Here is a 20540-nt window from a genome sequence, read left to right as displayed (position 1 = left end):
TGTCTGGCGGCAATAGCGCGGTGGTCCCACCTGACCCCATGCCGAACTCAGTAGTGAAACGCCGTAGCGCCGATGGTAGTGTGGGGTCTCCCCATGTGAGAGTAGGGAACTGCCAGACATTAATTAAGCCGAAAAGCCACCCAATGGGTGGCTTTTTTGCGTTTGGGGGTTTGGTAACCCGATACGGAAATGTTGAATCGCGGACAAACCGCAATGACAGTCAAGCCTTCGCTGAGGGAGAGTCGATGGCCGTTTAAACATTGACAATGACTTCATCAAAATACGCAAACAACCATGCGAAATTAAATCGATACTCTTTGGTGATTAAGGTTCAGTTCTATTTGAATAAAAGCTCAGGGCTGACGAAAAAAAATTGAATTTTGAATAGCCTACAGATTGATGAATTTGATGTTAGTGGTTTTTTTTACTATAGCGTTAGTATTGTTTAAATATATCATTCTTAATACTAAAAGCTTTGACTCAACTTCATAAGATATCACCTGCTATGTTTGATATACTGCAACCTAGTGAGTGAAGTCAACACTAGAGTAAAATTGAAATCTCCATTATGTAGGAACTCGAAACGTGGCGAAAAGAACCTATTCTGTTCGATATATAGCAGGTCAGCCCGCTGAACGTATTCAACCTATGGCTGTACATATGTTAGGGGAGTCGCTGCCGATTGGATTACCTTTATTTGCTGCGGGCGAGACTCTTGATGTGGTGATTTGGAATATTTATAAGCAACAGCGGCCAAATTGGAAGATTGTCTTAGCTGAGCTAATTAAAGATAAAAAATTAATACTGCTACAAGAGGCCCAAATGTCTCCTGAGCTTGTTAGTTTTGCGGCTTTCCATAAATTAATTGCAGATCAGGTTCCCGCATTGCCTTTTTCACCTCATCCTGCTGGCGTGATGACGCTTGCGACTGCGCATCCTATCTATTGTTGTCCTTTGCGTGAAAAAGAACCCTTATTACGTTTGGCCAAATCGGCCTTGATTACTGTCTATCCGCTTCCTAATGGGAAACAGCTGATGGTAGCGAATGTTCATGCAATTAATTTTAGTTTTGGTGTTGATGTTTATACAAGGCAACTTAACAAACTTGGGGAGCAGATTGGAAAGCATGTAGGCCCTGTTATCCTAGCGGGAGACTTTAATGCTTGGAGTCGCCAACGGGTGAATGCGCTTAAGCGTTTTGTACGTAGCATTGGATTGAAAGAAATAAATTATAATGATGATCAGCGTACAAAAGCATTTGGTCGACCTTTAGATTATTTATTTTATCGTGGCTTACAAGCTAATGACAGTCATGTGTTAAATACCGATGCTTCTGATCACAATCCTATCATTACACAATTTAGTTTGCTTAATATTTAGGATTTTAACACCTTATTTTTCTTCATAATTATTGTAGATTTTATAATCAACATTTGTGGAGATTAATGATTGAAACTATTATTGTCGCTAACTATTTTATTGTGTTCTTCCTATGCAATAGGCAACACAAGCCTTGAATTAGCTAAGCACGCAGAACAGCTTCCTCGCCTCGTCATGTATGATTCTTCATACAGAAAAATAACTTATCCAAATGGTGATGTACCTGAAAACTACGGAGTTTGTTCTGATGTAGTTATCCGTAGTTATCGTAAATTAGGTATTGACCTACAGCAGCGTTTGCATGAAGACATAAAAAATAATTTTAGCCAATATCCAAGTAAACGTATGTGGGGTCTAAATAAGCCAGATACCAATATTGATCATCGGCGTGTACCTAATTTAGAGACATTTTTTACTCGAAAGGGAATGAATAAGCCTATTACTCAAAATGCAAAAGATTATATTCCAGGGGATATAGTTTCATGGCGTTTGGATAATGGTCGACCTCATATTGGTATTGTGACATCGATAAAATCTATCAATAACCAAAACTATCTTATTATGCATAACATTGGGTATGGTCAGGTTTCTGAGGATGTTTTATTTCAATGGAAAATAGTGGGTCATTACTCATATATAAAATAAATCAGTGATACAGTTTCTATTTGAAATAATAATTTAAATAATTATTTTTATGTTTATTTATTCGGATGATTTTATATTTTAATGTGATTAGTTTTTCTTGTTATTTAGCTAATTATATTCAATTTATTGTATAGGTTATTATTTAAAATAACCTATATTTATAGGAGGAAGTGCATGCTCTATTGGTAATTTTATTAAGTTAAGGTGATGAAATATCATGATAAATATAGTGATTGTTGGTGGTGGTACCGGTGGGACAATGCTGGCCAATATTTTGGCAAGAAAACTTAATAAAGATATTTTCTCTAAAAAAATAAAAATAACGTTAATTACTGATAATCCTATGCATTATTATAAGCCTGCATTTATGTATGTGGCTTTTAATCTTTTCTTTAAAGAAGAGTTGAGCCGTAGTGAACAATCATTATTACGCCCTGAGATTGAATTAGTGATTGATAAAGTCGAGTTATTTGATTTTAAAAATAAAGAACTTAAATCAATAAAGGGTAAAAAGTATAATTATGATTATTTGGTTGTCGCTACAGGATGCGTACCAAGACCTGACAAAATTGAAGGGTTGAAAGAGATCGGGAATCATTTTTATGCATATGAACCTGCTCGAAAATTAGCAGATCAATTATCTAAAATTGAGAAAGGGCGGATTTTTATTACTGTATCTTTTCCAGAAACACCTAATGTTCCTCATCAATGTGGAATTGCACCAATGGAAACAACGTTGATGTTGGATGATTTTTTACGTAAACGTCGGGTAAGAGATAATATTGAGATTGTTTATACTTACCCTACGGTATCTCAATTATTACGTAATTGTCTCTTCATGCAACAGCCTGTTTGTGAAGTTATCCCAGAAATATTTAATATTAAAAATATTAAGGCGCAGCGTGGGTTTACATTAAGTAATGTTGATCCGGAGAAAAAAATTGCGTATTCAAAAGAAGGTGATGAACAACCATTTGATATTTTAATTAGCACACCACCAATTACTGCTGTTGAGGCGGTTATTAATACAGGTCTAAGCGAACACAATAATGGTGAGGGTTGGCTACCAACCGACCATGAAACGATGCAAGTTTATGGTGTTGATGGCGTTTATGTCATTGGTGATACAGTCGACCTTCCTATTAGTAAGGCAGGTGGTAGCTGCCATAATCAGGCGGCTATTATTGCTGATAATATTTGCGGTGAGATAACTTATGGTTATCCAGCTGCAATTTATGATGGACGCGTTCAGGCGGTTGCACAAATGGGATTATATTCAGGTATGCCACTGCAATATGATTATAAGCATGATGTGATCCCAACCCCCCCAACTAAGTTAGGTGGATTATTAAGAAATGGCTTCAATAGAGGTATTTATTGGGCAGCTATTCGTGGTTTAGTGTAATAGGAAAATAATTATGTCTAATGATAATCCGCAAACAAAATTGATAGAGTTACTTAGCTCTGAATCAGGCGAACATTTTGCCGAAAAAATTGCACCACTATTACAGTTGAAACGTTTAGATAATATCGTTGATTTACTTTCTTTAGTATCTGATATGGTCGATATTTTGGATGCAGGTACAGTAGAAAAACTCTCTAATGCTTTTGAGGATACATTGACCCCGGTCTGGGAGTTTAGTACCGCTTATAATATGGCAAAAATGGAAGCGGTCTATGATGATAAATCCCATAATTTTCGTTCAGTATATAGTTTATTAAAAGATCCAGATACATTGCGTGGAATTAGTACCGTTTTAAGAACATTACAAATTGTTGGTTCTCGATTATCTCAGACCAAGGAGCGGTAATTTTTTGGAGGTGGTATGAATTTAGATAAAGTAAGTGCTTTTGAAACTCGAATAATACATAGTCATTATAGTCAGAATGAAAATTTAGGCGCATTGGCATCACCGATATATCAAACATCTACTTATGTATTTAGTAGTGTAGAAGAGGGGGCCGCATGTTTCAGTGGGGATAGGGAAGGATATATTTATACCCGAATTAATAATCCTACATTGAATTTGTTGGAGAAACGAATTGCGGATTTAGAAGAAGGTGAGGCTGCTGTCGTTTTTTCGTCAGGAATGGGCGCAATTACTTCAACTTTTTGGTCACTGCTAAATCCGGGAGACGAGCTCTTAGTTGATATGACAGTGTATGGTTGTACCTATGCTTTTTTCCATCATGGGCTTGCACGTTTTGGTGTTAACGTTCGCCATATTGATATGAGTGACCCTCATCAGGTTGAACAACAAATAACCGATAAAACGAAGATGATTTTTTTTGAATCTCCAGCAAATCCCAATATGCGTTTAGTCGATATCAAAGTCGTAAGCGAAATCGCGCATCAGCATAATATTATAGTTGTTGTCGATAATACTTACTGTACGCCTTACATCCAGAAACCGCTCGTTTTGGGTGCTGATGTCGTGCTCCATTCTTTGACTAAGTATATGAATGGACATGGTGATGTCATGGCGGGAGCTGCTGTCACGACTGCAGAGATAGCAAAACAGATTCGATTAGTTGGCTTAAAGGATATGACGGGGGCATGTTTATCTCCTCATGATGCGAATTTAGTTCTTAGGGGAATGAAAACGCTCCCTATACGGATGGATCGTATTGTTGAGAATGCCATGCTTGTTGCTAAGTATCTTGATTCTCATCCAGAGGTTGATCATGTTATGTATCCTGGTCTTGAGAGCTTTGAGCAATATCAATTGGTTAAAAAACAAATGCGGTTAGCAGGCGGCATGATAGCGTTTGAGTTAAAGGGGGGGATTGAGGCAGGTAAACGTTTTTTAAATCAGCTTAATTTATTTTCTCGAGCTGTAAGTTTAGGTGATTGTGAATCATTGGCTCAACATCCAGCGAGTATGACTCATTCGACTTATTCTGCAGAAGAAAGACAGCAATATGGGATTAGTGATGGCCTTATTCGACTCTCAATTGGCTTAGAAAATGTTGATGATTTAGTCGCTGACCTTAAACAAGCGTTAGCGCATTAATGATAAAAAATGCCCCATATTTTTATTAATATAGGGCATTTAAATGGTTTAAACACTATTTTGCTAGAGTGATAATAGTTTAATTTTGTTCACTTTTATTTTTCTGAAATATTCTCATGAATAAGAAAGCGACGCTGAGTATTGCCACCCAAGCAAATCCAACAATTAACGCAATTTGCGTATCTTTAAAAAAGCCTAATAGTGCGATGACAAAGACCATAAATGCAATGGTGATTGCAGGTCCGATAGGCCAAAAAGGAATCGGAAATTTTAGCTTTTTCACTTCTTCTTTGCTCATTTGGCGACGCATTGCAACTTGTGAAAGCAATATCATCAGCCAAACCCAGACTGTCGCGAAGGTTGCGATGGACGCAATGATAACGAAAATTTTCTCAGGTAATAAAAAGTTTAGATATACGCCAAGCAGCATAACAACTGACATCACGAGTACAGTAACCCATGGCACGCCATTGCGAGTCAGTTTAGTAAATATTTTTGGTGCTTGTCTATCTTGTGCCATACCATACATCATCCGACCTGCACCAAAAATATCACTGTTAATGGCCGAAATGGCTGCGGTTATAACGACAACATTTAAGATATTTGCCGCAGAAGAAATATTCAGACTGGAGAATATTTGTACAAATGGGCTACCATTCTGACCAACTTGGTTCCATGGATAAATACACATCAATATAAATAAGGTTAATCCATAGAATAATAGAATACGGACTGGTACGGCATTAATGGCTTTAGGAATTGTTTTTTCTGGATCTTGCGCTTCGCTAGCAGTAATACCAATAACTTCAATACCACCAAAAGCAAACATTACGATGGCGAGTGAGGCAATAACGCCTTCAATACCATTCGGCATGAAACCACCATGCTGCCAGAGGTTCTGAATGCCAACGGCGTGGTCTGTTTCTTTACCAAATCCGTAGAACATTAAGAAAGCACCGCCAACGATCATGGCAATAATAGCGCTGACTTTTATTATGGATAGCCAAAACTCCATTTCACCGAAAATTTTAACATGGCATAAATTGAGTGCGCCTATAAATAGTACAATACTTAATACCCATATCCACTGGTCCACATCAGGGAACCAGAATCCCATATACATACCAAAAGCAGTAATATCGGCTAAGCATACGACTAGCATTTCAAAAATATAATTCCAGCCTGTTAAGAAGCCCGCTAATGGCCCCATGTAATGGCTTGCATAATGAGAGAAAGAGCCTGGAACTGGATTATGGACCGCCATTTCACCAAGCGCTCGCATTACCATAAATACAGCGGCACCGCCGACCATATAGGCAATCAACACTGCAGGCCCTGCTGCTTGAATTGCGGATGCAGAACCATAAAATAAACCGGTTCCGATCGCTGACCCTAAAGCCATAAAGCGAATGTGCCTGACACTCAGTCCCTTTCTGAGTTGATTTTGTTCACTACTTTGCATATCTTTTCCTGTCTTTGCCTTAGCGCTAGTTATTGCACCGAATATTGTTTCGGTTTCGTTTATTGAACTAGACGTACTTTATTAAGCTCAAGGTTGCTACATTATCACAAAGTGCCTTGTTCATGAGATAGATATCTGCAATATAATGTGCCCCTTATTAACTATTTTAGGCGTGATATGAAATACCCAATTAATGAAATCTTTCAAACATTACAGGGAGAAGGCGTTTTTACTGGTGTTCCGGCTGTTTTTATTCGTTTGCAAGGCTGTCCTGTGGGATGTAGTTGGTGCGATACAAAACAGACGTGGGAAAAAGATCCAAGTAAAGAAACGACACTTGGCGACATTGCATTAAAAACGCTAGATAGCGATGAGTGGGCAATGTCGGATACAAATACATTGATAGATTTGATGAGAGAAAAAAAATATAGCGCTAAACATATTGTCATCACAGGGGGAGAACCCTGTATTTATGATTTAACGCCGCTAACGAACGAGCTCGAATTAAAAGGTTATCAGTGCCAAATAGAAACCAGCGGGACATATCCAATTCAATGCTCAGATAATACATGGGTGACTGTTTCTCCAAAAGTGGGTATGAAAGGTGGCTTAAAAGTATTAAAGCAGGCAGTAAATCGAGCTAATGAAATAAAACACCCCGTAGCAAGGGAAAAAGATATCCAAGCACTAGATGAATTACTGGCTATGAGAACACTAGAAACTCCGCCTGTAGTTGCACTACAGCCAATTAGCCAAAAGGCCTCAGCGACAAAATTGTGTATTGATACCTGTATTGAGCGTAATTGGCGGCTATCAATTCAGACGCATAAGTATTTAGCTATCCCCTAATTCTTGTTGTTCGTCATATTTCGAGCTATAGCTGTGTTGGCTGCGTTTACTAACCCTAGTCACATACTTATGTATGCTCCTAGGGCTTAGTTTCACTTGCCGTCTTGCTATAACTCGAACTATTTAGAACAACATTTTATTTGTTATATTTCGAGTTATAGGGGTGTTGGCTACCCGAAACTAACCCTAGTCACATACTTATTGTACGCTCCCAGGGCTATGTATATTATTCGTCATATTTCGAGCTATAGCTGTGTTGGCTGCGTTTACTAACCCTAGTTACATACTTATTGTATGCTCCTAGGGCTATGTATATTATTCGTCATATTTCGAGCTATAGCTGTGTTGGCTGCGTTTACTAACCCTAGTCACATACTTATGTATGCTCCTAGGGCTTAGTTTCACTTGCCGCCTTGCTATAACTCGAACTATTTAGAATAATGATTTTATAATGAAAAAATAGGTTTTTATTTTGAAAAATATAGTTTTATATTTGAGTTAGCTTATTTCATTAAAACTAATTTTCACCGCGATAGATACAACCCGCAGTGCAGGTTTCTTTGACAGTGACTGCGCTTAATTGTGGCAATAGAGGTTTAGTTTGTAGCCAAATCCAACGGGAAAGCACTTCGCTGGTTGGATTTTCAAGTCCGGTAATATCATTCAGATAATGGTGATCGAGTTGCTCTAAAATAGGTTTAAACACTTTTTTGACGTCAGAAAAATCAATAATCCAACCGCTATAGGCATCAACTTCCCCTGTAATTTCTAAACGTACCATGAAAGAATGACCATGGAGGCGACCACACTTATGACCTTCTGGAACATGAGGAAGCTTGTGCGCCGCTTCAAAAGTGAAATCCTTATAGATTGTTGTGCTCATAAATGTCTTCTCATTGATAATAAATAGCGCATTGTACGGTAATTTCCCTTCAAAATATCTTTATTTGCCAAATTATTACTAACCTTTTTTATCGATATCAATCATCGAATATAGTCTTTAGGCTTTTTAGCTATTAGATATGGCTAGAGTGTCTTATATCAATATCATGGGTTGTTATAACCTGTTTGTCCAAAACCTAAATTTTAAAGATAAAAAATAAACAACAAGTTATAAATTTTTTAAGTTGATGGTGGAACTTGCGGGTTAATGCAACTTAATTATTTGGATCATATTCAATGATGAGTAATTCTGAGGTTAAAGGATAATGACGAAAAAACAGTCCCCGATATCAGCATTGCCTGTATCGGTAGAGCAACTTACGCGTTTACAGACTGCGGTAGATGATTTTTCATCTCATCAGTTGGCTTGGTTATCAGGCTATTTATGGGGAATGGTAAATCAAACGCCAAGCGTTGATACAGCTGCCAATGCACCTATCGCACCTGAAGAAACGGTCACTATTATTTCAGCCTCGCAAACAGGTAATGCCCGCCGTTTATCTGAACAACTTAGAGAGCGATTAATTAATGAAAAAATTAACGTTAACTTGGTAAATGCAGGTGACTATAAATTTAAACAGATAGATAAAGAAAAGTTGCTTGTGATAGTCGCGTCGACCCAAGGTGAAGGGGAGCCTGCTGAAGAAGCTGTTTCTTTGTATAAATATCTTTATTCAAAGAAAGCGCCAAATTTAGCAGAAACATGCTACGCCATTTTTGCGCTTGGTGACTCTTCTTATGAAAAATTCTGCCAAGCAGGAAAAGATTTTGACAATCAACTCGCTCTGTTAGGTGCAACGTCATTGCTTGAGCGGATTGATGCAGATGTAGAATATCAAGCTATTGCTGATGAGTGGGTCGATAATTTAACTCAGATACTAAAAGCAAGAGTGCCGGCGCAAAGTGCAAGCCAATTATTGACGACGCAAGCAGGGAGCGTGAATGAAATTCATTCATCACCTTATAGTAAAACTGCACCGTTAACTGCGTCATTACTCAGTAATCAAAAAATAACCAGTCGTGATTCTCAAAAAGATGTTAGGCATATTGAAATTGATTTGGGTGATTCAGGCTTACGTTATCAACCGGGTGATTCGCTTGGTGTATGGTTTGATAATGATCCAGCATTAGTGGATGAGCTGGTGGCATTATTGTGGTTACAAGGCGATGAAGACGTTTTTATTGGCAAGCAACGTCATTCTTTACGTGATGCACTAATTTACCAATTAGAGTTAACTCAAAATACGCATCTTATTGTCGAAAAATACGCGCAATTGTCTAAGGATGATGCACTTCTAGCACTGATTAGCGATAAAAAAGCCATCTTACATTATGCGCAAACAATGCCGATTGTGGATATGGTTCGCCAAGCTGCGGCACAACCAACGGCTCAAGAATTTGTTGATCTCCTGCGCCCATTAACGCCGCGTTTATATTCAATTTCATCATCACAAGCAGAGTCAGAAGATGAAGTACATGCAACTGTCGGTGTTGTTCGCTATGACATTGATGGAAAAGCACGTACTGGCGGTGCTTCTGGCTTTTTAGCCGATCGCTTGAATGAAGGTGATGAATTACGTGTTTTCATTGAACACAATGATAATTTTCGTTTGCCAAGTGATGAATCTAAACCCGTTATCATGATAGGGCCAGGAACGGGGATCGCGCCTTTTCGCGCCTTTTTACAGCAAAGAGATAACGACGGCGCAACGGGTAAAAATTGGCTGTTTTTTGGTAATCCACATTTTGTTGATGATTTTCTCTATCAAGTCGAGTGGCAACGCTACGTTAAAGATGGTTTGCTAACTCGCATTTCATTCGCTTGGTCACGAGATCAGGCTCAAAAAATCTATGTACAAGATAAGTTGCGGGAACAAGGTAAAGAGGTGTGGGACTGGCTAGAACAAGGCGCCCATATTTACGTCTGTGGTGATGCCAACCGTATGGCAAAAGATGTAGAACAGGCTTTATTGGATATCATCAGTCAGTATGGAAGCATGGATAGCGAGCAAGCTGATGAATTTTTAAGTGAGCTGCGTGTGACGCGCCGTTATCAGAGGGATGTTTATTAATGAGCAATGAACAAGAAAAATCCTTACAAGATAAGCCCTTAGTTGTTGAAGGTAAACTTGCCGATAGTGAACGTATGAAAGTAAATAGTAATTATTTGCGTGGCACTATCAAAGACGATTTGAAAAATGGTTTAACGGGTGGCTTTGAGGGGGATAATTTTTTATTGATCCGCTTTCATGGCATGTATCAGCAAGACGATCGTGATATTCGTGCGGAACGTGTCGAGCAAAAATTAGAGCCGCGTCATGCGATGATGTTGCGTTGTCGTTTGCCGGGTGGAATCATTTCACCTAAGCAATGGCTTGATATTGACCAATTTGCAACAGAACACACATTATATGGCAGTGTTCGCATCACTAACCGACAAACATTCCAATTTCATGGGATTTTAAAAGGGGATGTGAAACCCGCTCACCAAATGCTAAACCATGTTGGGCTGGATGCCTTAGCGACCGCCAATGATGTTAACCGTAATGTGCTTTGTACTTCAAATCCTGTTCAGTCAGAACTGCATCAGCAAGCGTATGAATGGGCGAAAAAAATCTCTGAGCATCTTTTGCCTCGCACTACAGCCTATGCAGAGATATGGCTCGATAAAGAAAAAATCGTGACCACGGATGAAGAGCCGATACTCGGACAAACGTATTTACCTCGTAAATTTAAAACTACGGTGGTGATCCCGCCTTTGAATGATGTGGATCTTCATGCAAACGATATGAATTTTATCGCTATTGCCAAAGAGGGTGAACTCATTGGCTTTAACGTGCTTGTGGGGGGCGGGTTGGCGATGACTCATGGCGATACGGCGACATTCCCTCGTCTAGCCAGTGAGTTTGGTTTTATTCCATTGGATAAAACATTAGCGATTGCACAAGCGATTGTGACTACGCAGCGTGATTGGGGAAATAGAACAGAACGCAAAAATGCGAAAACCAAATATACCCTTGAGCGTGTTGGTGTTGAGACATTTAAAGCTGAGGTTGAAAGGCGTTCTGGGGTGATCTTTGAACCTATCAAGCCTTATGAGTTTACTGATCGTGGCGACAAAATTGGTTGGCTAAAAGGTATTGATAATCGCTGGCATTTAACTCTATTTATTGAAAATGGTCGATTAATTGATACGGAAGATAAGCCGCTAAAGACTGGAGTTGCAGAGATTGCTCGTATTCATAAAGGGGATTTTCGTTTAACGGCAAACCAAAATTTAATAGTGGCGGGTGTGCCTGAAGAAGATAAAGCGTTGATTGAACAAATCGCGCGTTCTCATGGATTAATGAGTGACGGTATTAGTCACCAACGTGAAAATTCAATGGCTTGCGTATCATTTCCAACTTGTCCATTAGCAATGGCAGAGGCTGAGCGCTTTTTACCTGCCTTTACGGATGATATCGAAAAAATAATGGCATTCCATCATGTTGCGGATGAACATATTGTTTTACGTATTACGGGTTGTCCAAATGGCTGTGGTCGCGCAATGTTGGCAGAAGTGGGGCTAGTTGGTAAAGCTATGGATAGGTATAACCTGCATTTAGGCGGTAATCGTATTGGAACACGTATTCCTCGATTATTTCGTGAAAATATTACCAGTGCAGAAATTTTATCTATTTTAGACGAACTCATCGGACGTTGGGCTAAAGAGCGGCAAGCAGAGGAAGGATTTGGCGATTTTGTTATTCGTTCCGGTATTGTGAAGCCTGTGCTCAATTCCGCAGTTGATTTTTATGAGGTCAAGGAGGCAGTATGACTCGGCTTCAATTAGCTGAAATACAAAATTTAAGTAAAGAGCAGCAGATTCAACATTTATCTGCATTAAATGTGCAGTTGGAATCGATGAGTGCTCTACAACGTATTGAGTGGGCAGCTGAATATTTACCGACAGAGTTTGTTTTGAGTTCAAGTTTTGGTATTCAAGCTGCATTGACTTTGCATATGGTGACGCAGGTCATGCCTGATATTCCTGTAATACTAACGGATACGGGGTATTTATTTCCAGAAACTTATCAATTTATTGAGCAGCTGACTGATAGGTTAAAGCTAAATTTAAAAGTATATCGCTCGGCGCTATCACCTGCGTGGCAAGAAGCGATTCATGGGCAACTATGGACTCAAGGAATAGAAGGAATTGAGCGTTACAATCAATTGAATAAAGTAGAGCCGATGGATAGAGCGTTACAGGAATTACAAGCCGAAAGTTGGTTTTCAGGGCTAAGACGAGAGCAGTCGGCAAGTCGAGCATCTCTCTCTGTGCTGGGAATTGGACGTGGTATTTTTAAATTGTTACCTGTGATTGATTGGAATAATAAGCAAGTTTATGAATATTTAACGCAGCATCAATTGCCTTATCATCCTTTATGGGATCAAGGTTATTTATCTGTTGGTGATACCCACACGACGCGAAAATGGGAAGCAGGAATGAGTGAGGAAGATACACGTTTCTTTGGTTTGAAACGTGAATGTGGTCTTCATGAAAATTAGTCTGTAATAGGGTTATTGTTACAGACGATCCCCTAATTTATATATCATTAATAATATTTGTTTAATTACAAAGAGATAGTTGTATTTCTAAATTAAGTTATCTCTTTTTTATATTGATTTTTTTCTTATCAAGAAATGATGATATTTGATATTAGTTTGTTCTTTTTATCTATTTTAATGTTTTTTAGCCGATCTTAATGATTTTTTATTTGCTTATGCTTTTGAGTTACAAGTAATGATTTTTTGGCATTTCAAACCGGCCTCTTCAGGCCATATAGTCAAATCAATTAACTTATAAAAAAAATATATAACAGCATATAACTATGGATGAGCAATATGGATTACTTACCGTTATTTGTGGATCTTCGAACCCGTAAAGTCGTACTTATTGGCGGTGGTGTTGTGGCTGCTCGCAAGGCGGAGCTATTACTGAAAGCTCATGCTGCACTGGTTATTGTATCTCCAGAGCTGTGTCCACAGTTACAGCAAGAATATCAACAACAGAAATTTATTTGGCTGCAACATGACTATCAATCACATCATTTAAATGATGCTTATTTAGTCATAGCTGCAACGGATGATGGAAAATTGAATGAGAGAATTTTTCATGATGCAAATGAGCGAAAAATCTTTGCTAACGTCGTTGATGATCAACCGCTGTGCTCGTTTATTGTGCCATCCATTATTGATCGTTCTCCCGTTATTGTCGCAATTTCCTCTGGCGGAACAGCCCCAGTATTAGCGCGTCTTCTTAGAGAAAAATTGGAAACTATGCTGCCGACATCTTTAGGCAAAATGGCTGAAATTGCCGGCCGTTGGCGTGGCAAGGTGAAAGAGTCCTTAACTAATTTACGAGAAAGAAAACGTTTCTGGGAAAAAAGCTTTAGTGGTCACTTTGCTTCATTGGTTGAGAATGGGCAATTGAGTGCAGCCGAACAGCAACTAGAACGCCAGCTTTATCAGCAAGATAACAGCGGAGAGCTTATTTTAGTGGGCGCCGGTCCTGGTGATGCGGGTTTGTTAACGTTAAAAGGCTTACGCGTCTTACAAAGTGCTGATGTGGTTTTGTACGACCACTTGGTTAGCGAAGAGATATTAGAACTGGTTCGTCGTGATGCCGACAAAGTTTGTGTCGGTAAACGCGCGGGTAATCACTCGGTTTCTCAAGAAGAAACCAATGAATTGATCGTTAAATATGCTCTGCAAGGTAAAAAGGTGGTTCGCTTGAAAGGTGGCGACCCATTTGTATTCGGGCGCGGTGGGGAAGAGTTACAAATTGCAGCTCAAGCAGGTATTCCATTTCAAGTGGTGCCAGGTGTGACGGCGGCAATTGGTGCAACTGCTTATGCGGGAATACCGCTGACTCATCGTGAACATTCTCAAAGCATCACTTTCATTACCGGTCACTGTCGCGATGAGGGTGCCGAATTAGATTGGCAGGCGCTTTCTCGCGGAAATCAAACTCTTGCTATTTATATGGGAACGGTCAAGGCGGCGAATATTAGTCAGCAATTGATTCACTTTGGTCGTGATCGAGAAACACCTATTGCTGTTATTGGTTGCGGGACAAGGCGTAACCAGAAGGTGGTGACGGGGCAACTTCATGAATTGGATACATTAGCGCAGCAAGCCCCTGCTCCCGCATTAATCGTTATTGGCGAGGTCGCCGCATTACATCATCAACTTGCGTGGTTTGGTCAACAAACTGAAGACATCAGATGGCGCAGCGCCGTGCTGGAATTGGCTTAATTAAGGAGGCCATCATGAACGAGAAACGATTGACACATTTACAGCAATTAGAAGCCGAAAGTATTCATATTATTCGAGAAGTTGCCGCAGAATTTGCTAACCCAGTGATGCTTTATTCGATAGGCAAAGACTCATCTGTGATGTTGCATTTAGCGCGTAAAGCCTTTTATCCCGGCAAGCTACCCTTTCCATTATTGCACGTTGATACAGGATGGAAATTTCGTGAAATGTATGAGTTTCGTGATGAGACTGCGCGAAAATATGGTTTTGAGTTATTGATTCACCGTAACCCGGAAGGGGAAAGATTGGGGATCAACCCGTTTATTCATGGTAGTGCTAAGCACACTGATATCATGAAAACGGAAGGGTTGAAGCAAGCGTTAGATAAATACGGTTTTGATGCTGCTTTTGGTGGTGCGCGTCGTGATGAAGAAAAATCACGAGCCAAAGAGCGTATTTATTCGTTTCGAGATAGGTCTCATCGCTGGGATCCTAAAAATCAGCGCCCTGAGTTATGGCATAACTATAATGGCCAAATTAATAAAGGGGAAAGTATTCGCGTTTTCCCATTATCTAACTGGACTGAACTGGATATTTGGCAATATATCTATTTAGAAAATATCGATATTGTTCCTTTATATTTCGCTAAAGAGCGCCCTGTAATTGAACGCGATGGTGCTTTATTGATGGTCGATGACGATCGCATTGATTTGAAATCAGGTGAAATGATCGCTAAGCAAAAAGTCCGTTTTCGTACTTTAGGCTGCTGGCCACTCACTGGAGCTGTGGAGTCAAATGCGCAAACTCTGCCAGAAATTATTGAAGAAATGCTGATTTCAACCACAAGTGAGCGCCAAGGGCGTTTAATTGATAGTGACCAATCCGCTTCCATGGAGCTGAAAAAGCGCCAAGGGTACTTTTAATGATCAAGCGTATTTAGTCTTTGCGGGCATTGAGTTATCAACGGAATAGGGAGCAAAATCATGGCACAAGTTGCTTATAACGAATCTATTGCACAACAAATTGAACTACAAGGTGGTGTTGAGGCTTATTTACTCGCTCAACAACAAAAAGGTTTACTACGATTTCTCACCTGTGGAAATGTGGATGATGGTAAAAGCACGCTCATAGGCCGCTTATTACATGATACCCGCCAAATTTATCAAGATCAGCTATCCGTACTGCAAAGTGACAGTAAACGTATTGGCACTCAGGGTGAAAAATTAGATTTAGCGTTGCTAGTGGATGGTCTTGCGGCTGAACGTGAGCAAGGGATCACTATTGATGTGGCTTATCGCTATTTTTCAACAGAAAAACGTAAGTTTATTATCGCCGATACCCCAGGACATGAGCAATATACGCGCAATATGGCGACAGGTGCATCAACTTGCTCACTTTCTATTTTGTTGATCGATGCTCGAAAAGGAGTACAAGAGCAAACTCGTCGTCACAGTTTTATTAGTACATTGCTCGGAATTCGTCATTTAATTGTTGCAGTGAACAAGATGGATTTGGTGGATTACAGCCAAGAAGCTTTTGAAAAAATTAAACATGACTATCAACAATTTATTACTGAACTACCTGTTGAGTTGGATGTTTGGTTTGTACCAATATCTGCCCTTGATGGTGATAATATAGTTAATAGAAGCGATAGTTTGTCGTGGTATCAGGGCGAAACGTTACTCGATATTTTAGAAACCGTACAAGTGAAACAAAATGCATCAGAACAAGCACTGCGCTTTCCTGTGCAATATGTTAATCGACCAAATTTAGATTTTAGAGGCTACAGCGGTACATTGTCCTCGGGGATCTTGCGTGTTGGACAAAAGGTTAAAATATTACCCGCAGGATCAATTTCCAAAATCAAACAAATAGTCACATTTTCGGGTACACAAGATTTTGCTGTACCGGGGGAAGCGATTACTTTGGTACTTGACGATGAAATTGATATTAGCCGTGGCGATTTAATTGTGGCTGAAGATGAATCCTTGCAAAGTACTCAGCACGCGTTAATTGATGTCGTTTGGATGTCTGAGCAACCTTTAGTACAAGGGCAACAACTAGATATTAAAATCGCGGGGAAACGTAGCCGTGCAAAAGTCGAAAACATTCAATATCAAGTGGATGTGAATAATTTGACTCAAAAGGTTTCCACAGAGTTACCGTTAAATGGGATTGGTTTAGTCGAGTTTTCATTTGATGAACCACTATTGTTGGAGAACTACCAACGTAATGCCGAAACGGGAGGGATGATTTTAATCGATCGTTTAACCAATGTGACTGTGGGCGCCGGTCTGGTACGCGATACACAAACACAACTCTTTGAACAAAAAAGTGCGTTTAGTGAGTTTGAGATTGAACTTAATCAGCTAATCCGTCGACATTTCCCGCATTGGGGTGCGCGTGATGTACTTGGTGGGAAATAACGTCAATGACACAAAAAAATGACAATATTGTTTGGCATCCTCATCTTGTGACTCGCCAGCATCGTGAGGTTGCTAATGGACACAAAGGCGCAGTGTTATGGTTTACCGGTCTATCAGGCTCAGGAAAATCAACACTCGCCGGTGCCGTTGAGCATCAATTAGCATTAATGGGTGTGAAAACCTATTTACTTGATGGTGATAATATTCGTCATGGATTATGTGGCGATTTGGGTTTTAGTGAGTCAGATAGACAAGAAAATATTCGAAGGATAGGTGAGGTGGCAAAGTTGATGGTAGATGCAGGTTTAGTTGTTGCTACTGCATTTATTTCACCTTATCAGGCTGATAGGCAAAAAGTACGTGATTTATTCGAACAAGACCAATTTTTTGAATTGCATGTTGCTACCCCTATTGAAATTTGTGAGCAGCGCGATCCTAAAGGTTTATATCAGCAGGCAAGAGAAGGAAAAATAACGCAGTTCACTGGTATTGATTCCCCCTATGAAACGCCTGAAAATCCTGAATTACAGATAGATGGACTGAACCCAGTTATCGATTCTGTTTCTCAAATAGTGGATTTACTCGTTCGTAAAAATATCATTCAAGCTACCTATTGATTGAGCAAAAATATCATCTTTTTTTATTTAATTATAAAATTGGATGATATATAACCTATTCTTACCTGAATTATTCTGACTTTTTACCACAATATTTGTATCACAGTAGCGTCATGGGCTCAGTTATGGGATGATTAGCAAATCATTTTAGGGGGCAAGATGGGCAAATTAACGTTACTGTTAATCGCAATATTAGCATGGTTACAGTATTCCTTATGGCTAGGAAAAAATGGCATACATGATTATGTTCGCGTCAAAGATGATGTCGCCGCTCAAGAAATCGTTAATTCACGCCTAAAAATGCGTAATGAGCAGCTATTTGCTGAAATCAATGATTTGAATGATGGTCAGGATGCAATAGAAGAACGAGCCCGAAGCGAATTAGGTATGTTAAAACCTGGGGAATCATTCTATCGAATGGTCAAAGAAAATAATAACCAGAATTCATCCCAGTGACCTGATACCAGATTGTATTACCCGTAACTATACCCATTAGCCTAATAATTTCTGATGTAAGACTCAAATAAATAATGATAAATCCAACAACTCATGGTGCCTCACCCATTGTCGCGTTAATTCCTGCTGCGGGTATCGGTAGCCGGATGAATGCTGATTGTCCTAAACAATATTTGCAGATAGCAGGTAAAACAATTATTGAGCATACGATTAATGCACTGCTATTAAATCCTTTAATTCAATGTATTATTGTCGTGCTGAGTGCTGAAGATGATTGTTTTCAGCAACTTGAAATCGCAAAAGAGACTCGTATTATCACGGTTATTGGTGGTAAAGAAAGGGCGGATTCGGTTCTGGCAGGTTTAGATTTTCTAGCAAAAAATGCAGATTATCTCAATAGCTGGGTGTTAGTACATGATGCAGCTCGCCCTTGTCTTCATCAAGATGATTTGAACCAAATTATTCAATTAGCAACTAACAAAGATTGCTGTGGTGGCATACTCGCAGCACCTGTTCGCGATACGATGAAGCGAAGTGTGAAAATTGATCAGCTTATTGATCATACTGTTGAGCGTGAAGCACTTTGGCATGCATTGACGCCACAATTTTTTCCGTTGTTGTTGTTACGTGACTGTCTAAGCAAGGCCTTGAAAGAAAAAACGATCATAACTGATGAAGCTTCTGCGCTCGAATATTGTGGTTATCAGCCTAAATTGGTAGTAGGGAGAGCGGATAATTTAAAAATAACGCAACCTGAAGATTTAGCGCTGGCGGAATTTTATCTTTCAAGAATTAAATAATAAGGAAAAGAAAATGAGAATTGGACACGGTTTTGATGTGCACAAATTTGGTGGTGAAGGTCCGATTATTATCGCTGGTGTTCGTGTACCTTATGAGCAAGGCCTACTTGCACATTCTGATGGTGATGTTGTATTACACGCCGCGACTGATGCTATTCTAGGTGCCGCAGCACTTGGCGATATTGGAAAATTATTTCCAGATACTGACCCTGCTTATAAAGGGGCTGATAGCCGTGTACTATTGAGAGAAGCATTTCGCCGGGTTCGTGAAAAAGGCTATAGCATTGGCAATATTGACATTACAATTATGGCTCAAGCACCTAAAATGTTGCCACATATTCCACAGATGCGGGTCAATATCGCTGAAGATCTTGAATGTCACATGGACGATGTTAACGTCAAAGCGACCACAACAGAGCAACTTGGTTTTGTGGGTCGTAAAGAAGGGATTGCTTGTGCGGCAGTCGTTTTATTAGTTAAAGACAACAGTAATGACACTCATGAATGTACAGTACCTGCATGGTAAACCACTCTCTTTAGGTACACTGAAAAGTATTCCTGAAGATTTTATTGTAAAAGAAGATTTAGGTTTTGAGCTTGATGGCGATGGTGAGCATGTGATGGTTCGCGTCGAAAAAATCGGCTGTAATACCTCTTTTGTTGCAGAGCAATTGGCAAAGTTTGCTAAAATTTCTGCTAAATCAGTTAGCTATGCCGGCCTAAAAGATAGGCATGCAGTGACTGAACAATGGTTTTGTTTACAGATGCCAGGTAAAGAAACGCCTGACTTTTCTATGTGGCAGCTAGAAGGTTGCCGAGTACTTGCAACAACAAGGCAAAAAAGAAAATTGCGTATTGGTACCTTGAAAGGAAACCAGTTTGAAATAACGCTGCGCAATATTTCGGTGCCTGATGATGTTGAACAACGCCTACAAAAAATCGCCTTATTAGGTGTTCCTAATTATTTTGGCGAACAGCGTTTTGGTCGTGGTGGCCAAAATTTAATTCAAGCACTTCGTTGGGCAAACCAAGAGATTCAGGTTCGCGAACGGAGTAAACGTAGCTTTTATTTATCTGCTGCGCGTAGTGCAATGTTTAATTATATTGCAAGTGAACGTATTGAGAATAATACTGCTCAGCAGGCATTATTAGGCGATGCTTTACAGCTAACAGGGCGAGGAAGTTGGTTTGTTGCAACCGCTGATGAACTACCGGCGCTTCAAGCACGCTTGTTATCATCTGAGCTCAGTGCCACCGCACCACTACCTGGTGATGGCGAGTTGGGTACGCAGGATGATGCCTTAGCATTTGAAACTCAGTGTTTGGAAAATTATCAGCCTTTTCTTGCACTGATGAAAAGTGAGCGTGTATCTCCTGCAAGAAGAGCCATAATCATAAAACCACAAAATTTACAGTGGGAATGGCTGGATGATTCAACGCTGAAATTGCACTTTTTCCTAAATTCAGGCAGTTTTGCAACCAGTTTAGTGCGAGAAATTATCAGTCAGGACAATCAGGACAGTGTTGATGCTAAAGATTTTATTGAGTAATGATAATCTTTATCCATAGACATCCATTGATTTCCACGAAGTTTATTTAACTCAATGATAGATAGATTTAGTTTTCCATGGATTTCCATATCCATCCATTGA

General features: G+C 39.6%; 19 protein-coding genes and 1 rRNA gene. 18 read left to right on the top strand and 2 right to left on the bottom strand.

Annotated features, from left to right (window positions below):
* Window positions 1-2: 2 nt before the first annotated feature.
* The 6 genes from rrf (at window position 3) to megL (ending at window position 5039) form a co-directional block, all read left to right on the top strand.
* Window positions 3-118: ribosomal RNA gene (gene rrf / locus AAZR93_RS14680) — 5S ribosomal RNA — on the top strand.
* Window positions 119-585: 467 nt separating this feature from the next.
* Window positions 586-1380: an endonuclease/exonuclease/phosphatase family protein gene (locus tag AAZR93_RS14675; RefSeq protein ID WP_294110225.1), complete on the top strand. Its 795-nt coding sequence runs from the start codon at window positions 586-588 to the stop codon at window positions 1378-1380.
* 69 nt (window positions 1381-1449) lie between these two features.
* Window positions 1450-2025, top strand: coding sequence for a DUF1287 domain-containing protein (locus AAZR93_RS14670; RefSeq protein WP_434720245.1), 576 nt, complete (start codon window positions 1450-1452; stop codon window positions 2023-2025).
* Between the two features lie 217 nt (window positions 2026-2242).
* On the top strand, window positions 2243-3430 hold the full coding sequence (locus AAZR93_RS14665) for an NAD(P)/FAD-dependent oxidoreductase (protein ID WP_294110221.1): 1188 nt from the start codon (window positions 2243-2245) through the stop codon (window positions 3428-3430).
* Between the two features lie 13 nt (window positions 3431-3443).
* Window positions 3444-3836, top strand: coding sequence for a hypothetical protein (locus tag AAZR93_RS14660; RefSeq protein ID WP_294110219.1), 393 nt, complete (start codon window positions 3444-3446; stop codon window positions 3834-3836).
* Window positions 3837-3851: 15 nt separating this feature from the next.
* The gene (gene megL / locus AAZR93_RS14655; RefSeq protein WP_294110216.1) at window positions 3852-5039 is read left to right on the top strand and encodes a methionine gamma-lyase; all 1188 of its coding nucleotides are present in this window, start codon (window positions 3852-3854) and stop codon (window positions 5037-5039) included.
* 79 nt (window positions 5040-5118) lie between these two features.
* Here megL and AAZR93_RS14650 read toward each other — a convergent pair whose 3' ends face one another.
* On the bottom strand, window positions 5119-6501 hold the full coding sequence (locus AAZR93_RS14650; RefSeq protein ID WP_434720244.1) for an amino acid permease: 1383 nt from the start codon (window positions 6499-6501) through the stop codon (window positions 5119-5121).
* Window positions 6502-6678: 177 nt separating this feature from the next.
* Here AAZR93_RS14650 and queE point away from each other — a divergent pair, with 177 nt between their 5' ends.
* Window positions 6679-7350, top strand: a complete 672-nt coding sequence (gene queE / locus AAZR93_RS14645; protein WP_434720243.1) for a 7-carboxy-7-deazaguanine synthase QueE — start codon at window positions 6679-6681, stop codon at window positions 7348-7350.
* A gap of 517 nt (window positions 7351-7867) precedes the next feature.
* Here queE and queD read toward each other — a convergent pair.
* The gene (gene queD, locus AAZR93_RS14640; protein WP_294110211.1) at window positions 7868-8233 is read right to left on the bottom strand and encodes a 6-carboxytetrahydropterin synthase QueD; all 366 of its coding nucleotides are present in this window, start codon (window positions 8231-8233) and stop codon (window positions 7868-7870) included.
* 325 nt (window positions 8234-8558) lie between these two features.
* On the opposite strand from queD, the gene cysJ reads away from it, so the two are divergent.
* The 11 genes from cysJ (at window position 8559) to truD (ending at window position 20438) form a co-directional block, all read left to right on the top strand.
* Entirely contained in the window at window positions 8559-10364 is a 1806-nt protein-coding gene (cysJ, locus tag AAZR93_RS14635) for an NADPH-dependent assimilatory sulfite reductase flavoprotein subunit (RefSeq protein ID WP_434720242.1), read from the top strand.
* Complete coding sequence (gene cysI, locus AAZR93_RS14630) at window positions 10364-12109, top strand: assimilatory sulfite reductase (NADPH) hemoprotein subunit (protein WP_336431021.1); 1746 nt, start codon at window positions 10364-10366, stop codon at window positions 12107-12109. Before cysJ ends, cysI begins: the two co-directional genes overlap by 1 nt.
* Window positions 12106-12840 carry a phosphoadenylyl-sulfate reductase gene (locus tag AAZR93_RS14625; protein ID WP_434720241.1) on the top strand — a complete coding sequence of 245 codons (735 nt, stop codon included), beginning with the start codon at window positions 12106-12108 and terminating at the stop codon, window positions 12838-12840. Before cysI ends, AAZR93_RS14625 begins: the two co-directional genes overlap by 4 nt.
* A gap of 336 nt (window positions 12841-13176) precedes the next feature.
* On the top strand, window positions 13177-14589 hold the full coding sequence (gene cysG, locus AAZR93_RS14620; RefSeq protein WP_434720240.1) for a siroheme synthase CysG: 1413 nt from the start codon (window positions 13177-13179) through the stop codon (window positions 14587-14589).
* Window positions 14590-14603: 14 nt separating this feature from the next.
* Entirely contained in the window at window positions 14604-15512 is a 909-nt protein-coding gene (gene cysD, locus AAZR93_RS14615; protein WP_294110201.1) for a sulfate adenylyltransferase subunit CysD, read from the top strand.
* A gap of 60 nt (window positions 15513-15572) precedes the next feature.
* On the top strand, window positions 15573-17015 hold the full coding sequence (gene cysN / locus AAZR93_RS14610; RefSeq protein WP_434720239.1) for a sulfate adenylyltransferase subunit CysN: 1443 nt from the start codon (window positions 15573-15575) through the stop codon (window positions 17013-17015).
* A gap of 5 nt (window positions 17016-17020) precedes the next feature.
* Window positions 17021-17632 carry an adenylyl-sulfate kinase gene (gene cysC, locus AAZR93_RS14605; protein WP_434720238.1) on the top strand — a complete coding sequence of 204 codons (612 nt, stop codon included), beginning with the start codon at window positions 17021-17023 and terminating at the stop codon, window positions 17630-17632.
* Between the two features lie 159 nt (window positions 17633-17791).
* Complete coding sequence (ftsB, locus tag AAZR93_RS14600) at window positions 17792-18088, top strand: cell division protein FtsB (protein ID WP_336431019.1); 297 nt, start codon at window positions 17792-17794, stop codon at window positions 18086-18088.
* Between the two features lie 74 nt (window positions 18089-18162).
* Window positions 18163-18888, top strand: coding sequence for a 2-C-methyl-D-erythritol 4-phosphate cytidylyltransferase (gene ispD / locus AAZR93_RS14595; RefSeq protein WP_434720237.1), 726 nt, complete (start codon window positions 18163-18165; stop codon window positions 18886-18888).
* 13 nt (window positions 18889-18901) lie between these two features.
* Complete coding sequence (ispF, locus tag AAZR93_RS14590) at window positions 18902-19414, top strand: 2-C-methyl-D-erythritol 2,4-cyclodiphosphate synthase (RefSeq protein WP_294110191.1); 513 nt, start codon at window positions 18902-18904, stop codon at window positions 19412-19414.
* Window positions 19380-20438 carry a tRNA pseudouridine(13) synthase TruD gene (truD, locus tag AAZR93_RS14585; RefSeq protein ID WP_434720236.1) on the top strand — a complete coding sequence of 353 codons (1059 nt, stop codon included), beginning with the start codon at window positions 19380-19382 and terminating at the stop codon, window positions 20436-20438. The genes ispF and truD overlap by 35 nt, the downstream gene beginning before the upstream one ends.
* Window positions 20439-20540: the final 102 nt, after the last annotated feature.

It is taken from the genome of Providencia sp. Je.9.19, assembly GCF_051129765.1.
GTDB lineage: Bacteria > Pseudomonadota > Gammaproteobacteria > Enterobacterales > Enterobacteriaceae > Providencia.
The sequence above is the reverse complement of the archived record's forward strand: the minus strand, read 5'-3'. Positions and strand labels throughout refer to the sequence as shown.

Bases quoted from the DNA above. Each gene is read 5' to 3' on its own strand.
- AAZR93_RS14665 (WP_294110221.1), top strand. From the start codon at position 2,243: ATGATAAATATAGTGATTGTTGGTGGTGGTACCGGTGGGACAATGCTG.
- AAZR93_RS14660 (WP_294110219.1), top strand. From the start codon at position 3,444: ATGTCTAATGATAATCCGCAAACAAAATTGATAGAGTTACTTAGCTCT.
- megL (WP_294110216.1), top strand. From the start codon at position 3,852: ATGAATTTAGATAAAGTAAGTGCTTTTGAAACTCGAATAATACATAGT.
- AAZR93_RS14650 (WP_434720244.1), bottom strand. From the start codon at position 6,501: ATGCAAAGTAGTGAACAAAATCAACTCAGAAAGGGACTGAGTGTCAGG.
- queE (WP_434720243.1), top strand. From the start codon at position 6,679: ATGAAATACCCAATTAATGAAATCTTTCAAACATTACAGGGAGAAGGC.
- queD (WP_294110211.1), bottom strand. From the start codon at position 8,233: ATGAGCACAACAATCTATAAGGATTTCACTTTTGAAGCGGCGCACAAG.
- cysJ (WP_434720242.1), top strand. From the start codon at position 8,559: ATGACGAAAAAACAGTCCCCGATATCAGCATTGCCTGTATCGGTAGAG.
- cysI (WP_336431021.1), top strand. From the start codon at position 10,364: ATGAGCAATGAACAAGAAAAATCCTTACAAGATAAGCCCTTAGTTGTT.
- AAZR93_RS14625 (WP_434720241.1), top strand. From the start codon at position 12,106: ATGACTCGGCTTCAATTAGCTGAAATACAAAATTTAAGTAAAGAGCAG.
- cysG (WP_434720240.1), top strand. From the start codon at position 13,177: ATGGATTACTTACCGTTATTTGTGGATCTTCGAACCCGTAAAGTCGTA.
- cysD (WP_294110201.1), top strand. From the start codon at position 14,604: ATGAACGAGAAACGATTGACACATTTACAGCAATTAGAAGCCGAAAGT.
- cysN (WP_434720239.1), top strand. From the start codon at position 15,573: ATGGCACAAGTTGCTTATAACGAATCTATTGCACAACAAATTGAACTA.
- cysC (WP_434720238.1), top strand. From the start codon at position 17,021: ATGACACAAAAAAATGACAATATTGTTTGGCATCCTCATCTTGTGACT.
- ftsB (WP_336431019.1), top strand. From the start codon at position 17,792: ATGGGCAAATTAACGTTACTGTTAATCGCAATATTAGCATGGTTACAG.
- ispD (WP_434720237.1), top strand. From the start codon at position 18,163: ATGATAAATCCAACAACTCATGGTGCCTCACCCATTGTCGCGTTAATT.
- ispF (WP_294110191.1), top strand. From the start codon at position 18,902: ATGAGAATTGGACACGGTTTTGATGTGCACAAATTTGGTGGTGAAGGT.
- truD (WP_434720236.1), top strand. From the start codon at position 19,380: ATGACACTCATGAATGTACAGTACCTGCATGGTAAACCACTCTCTTTA.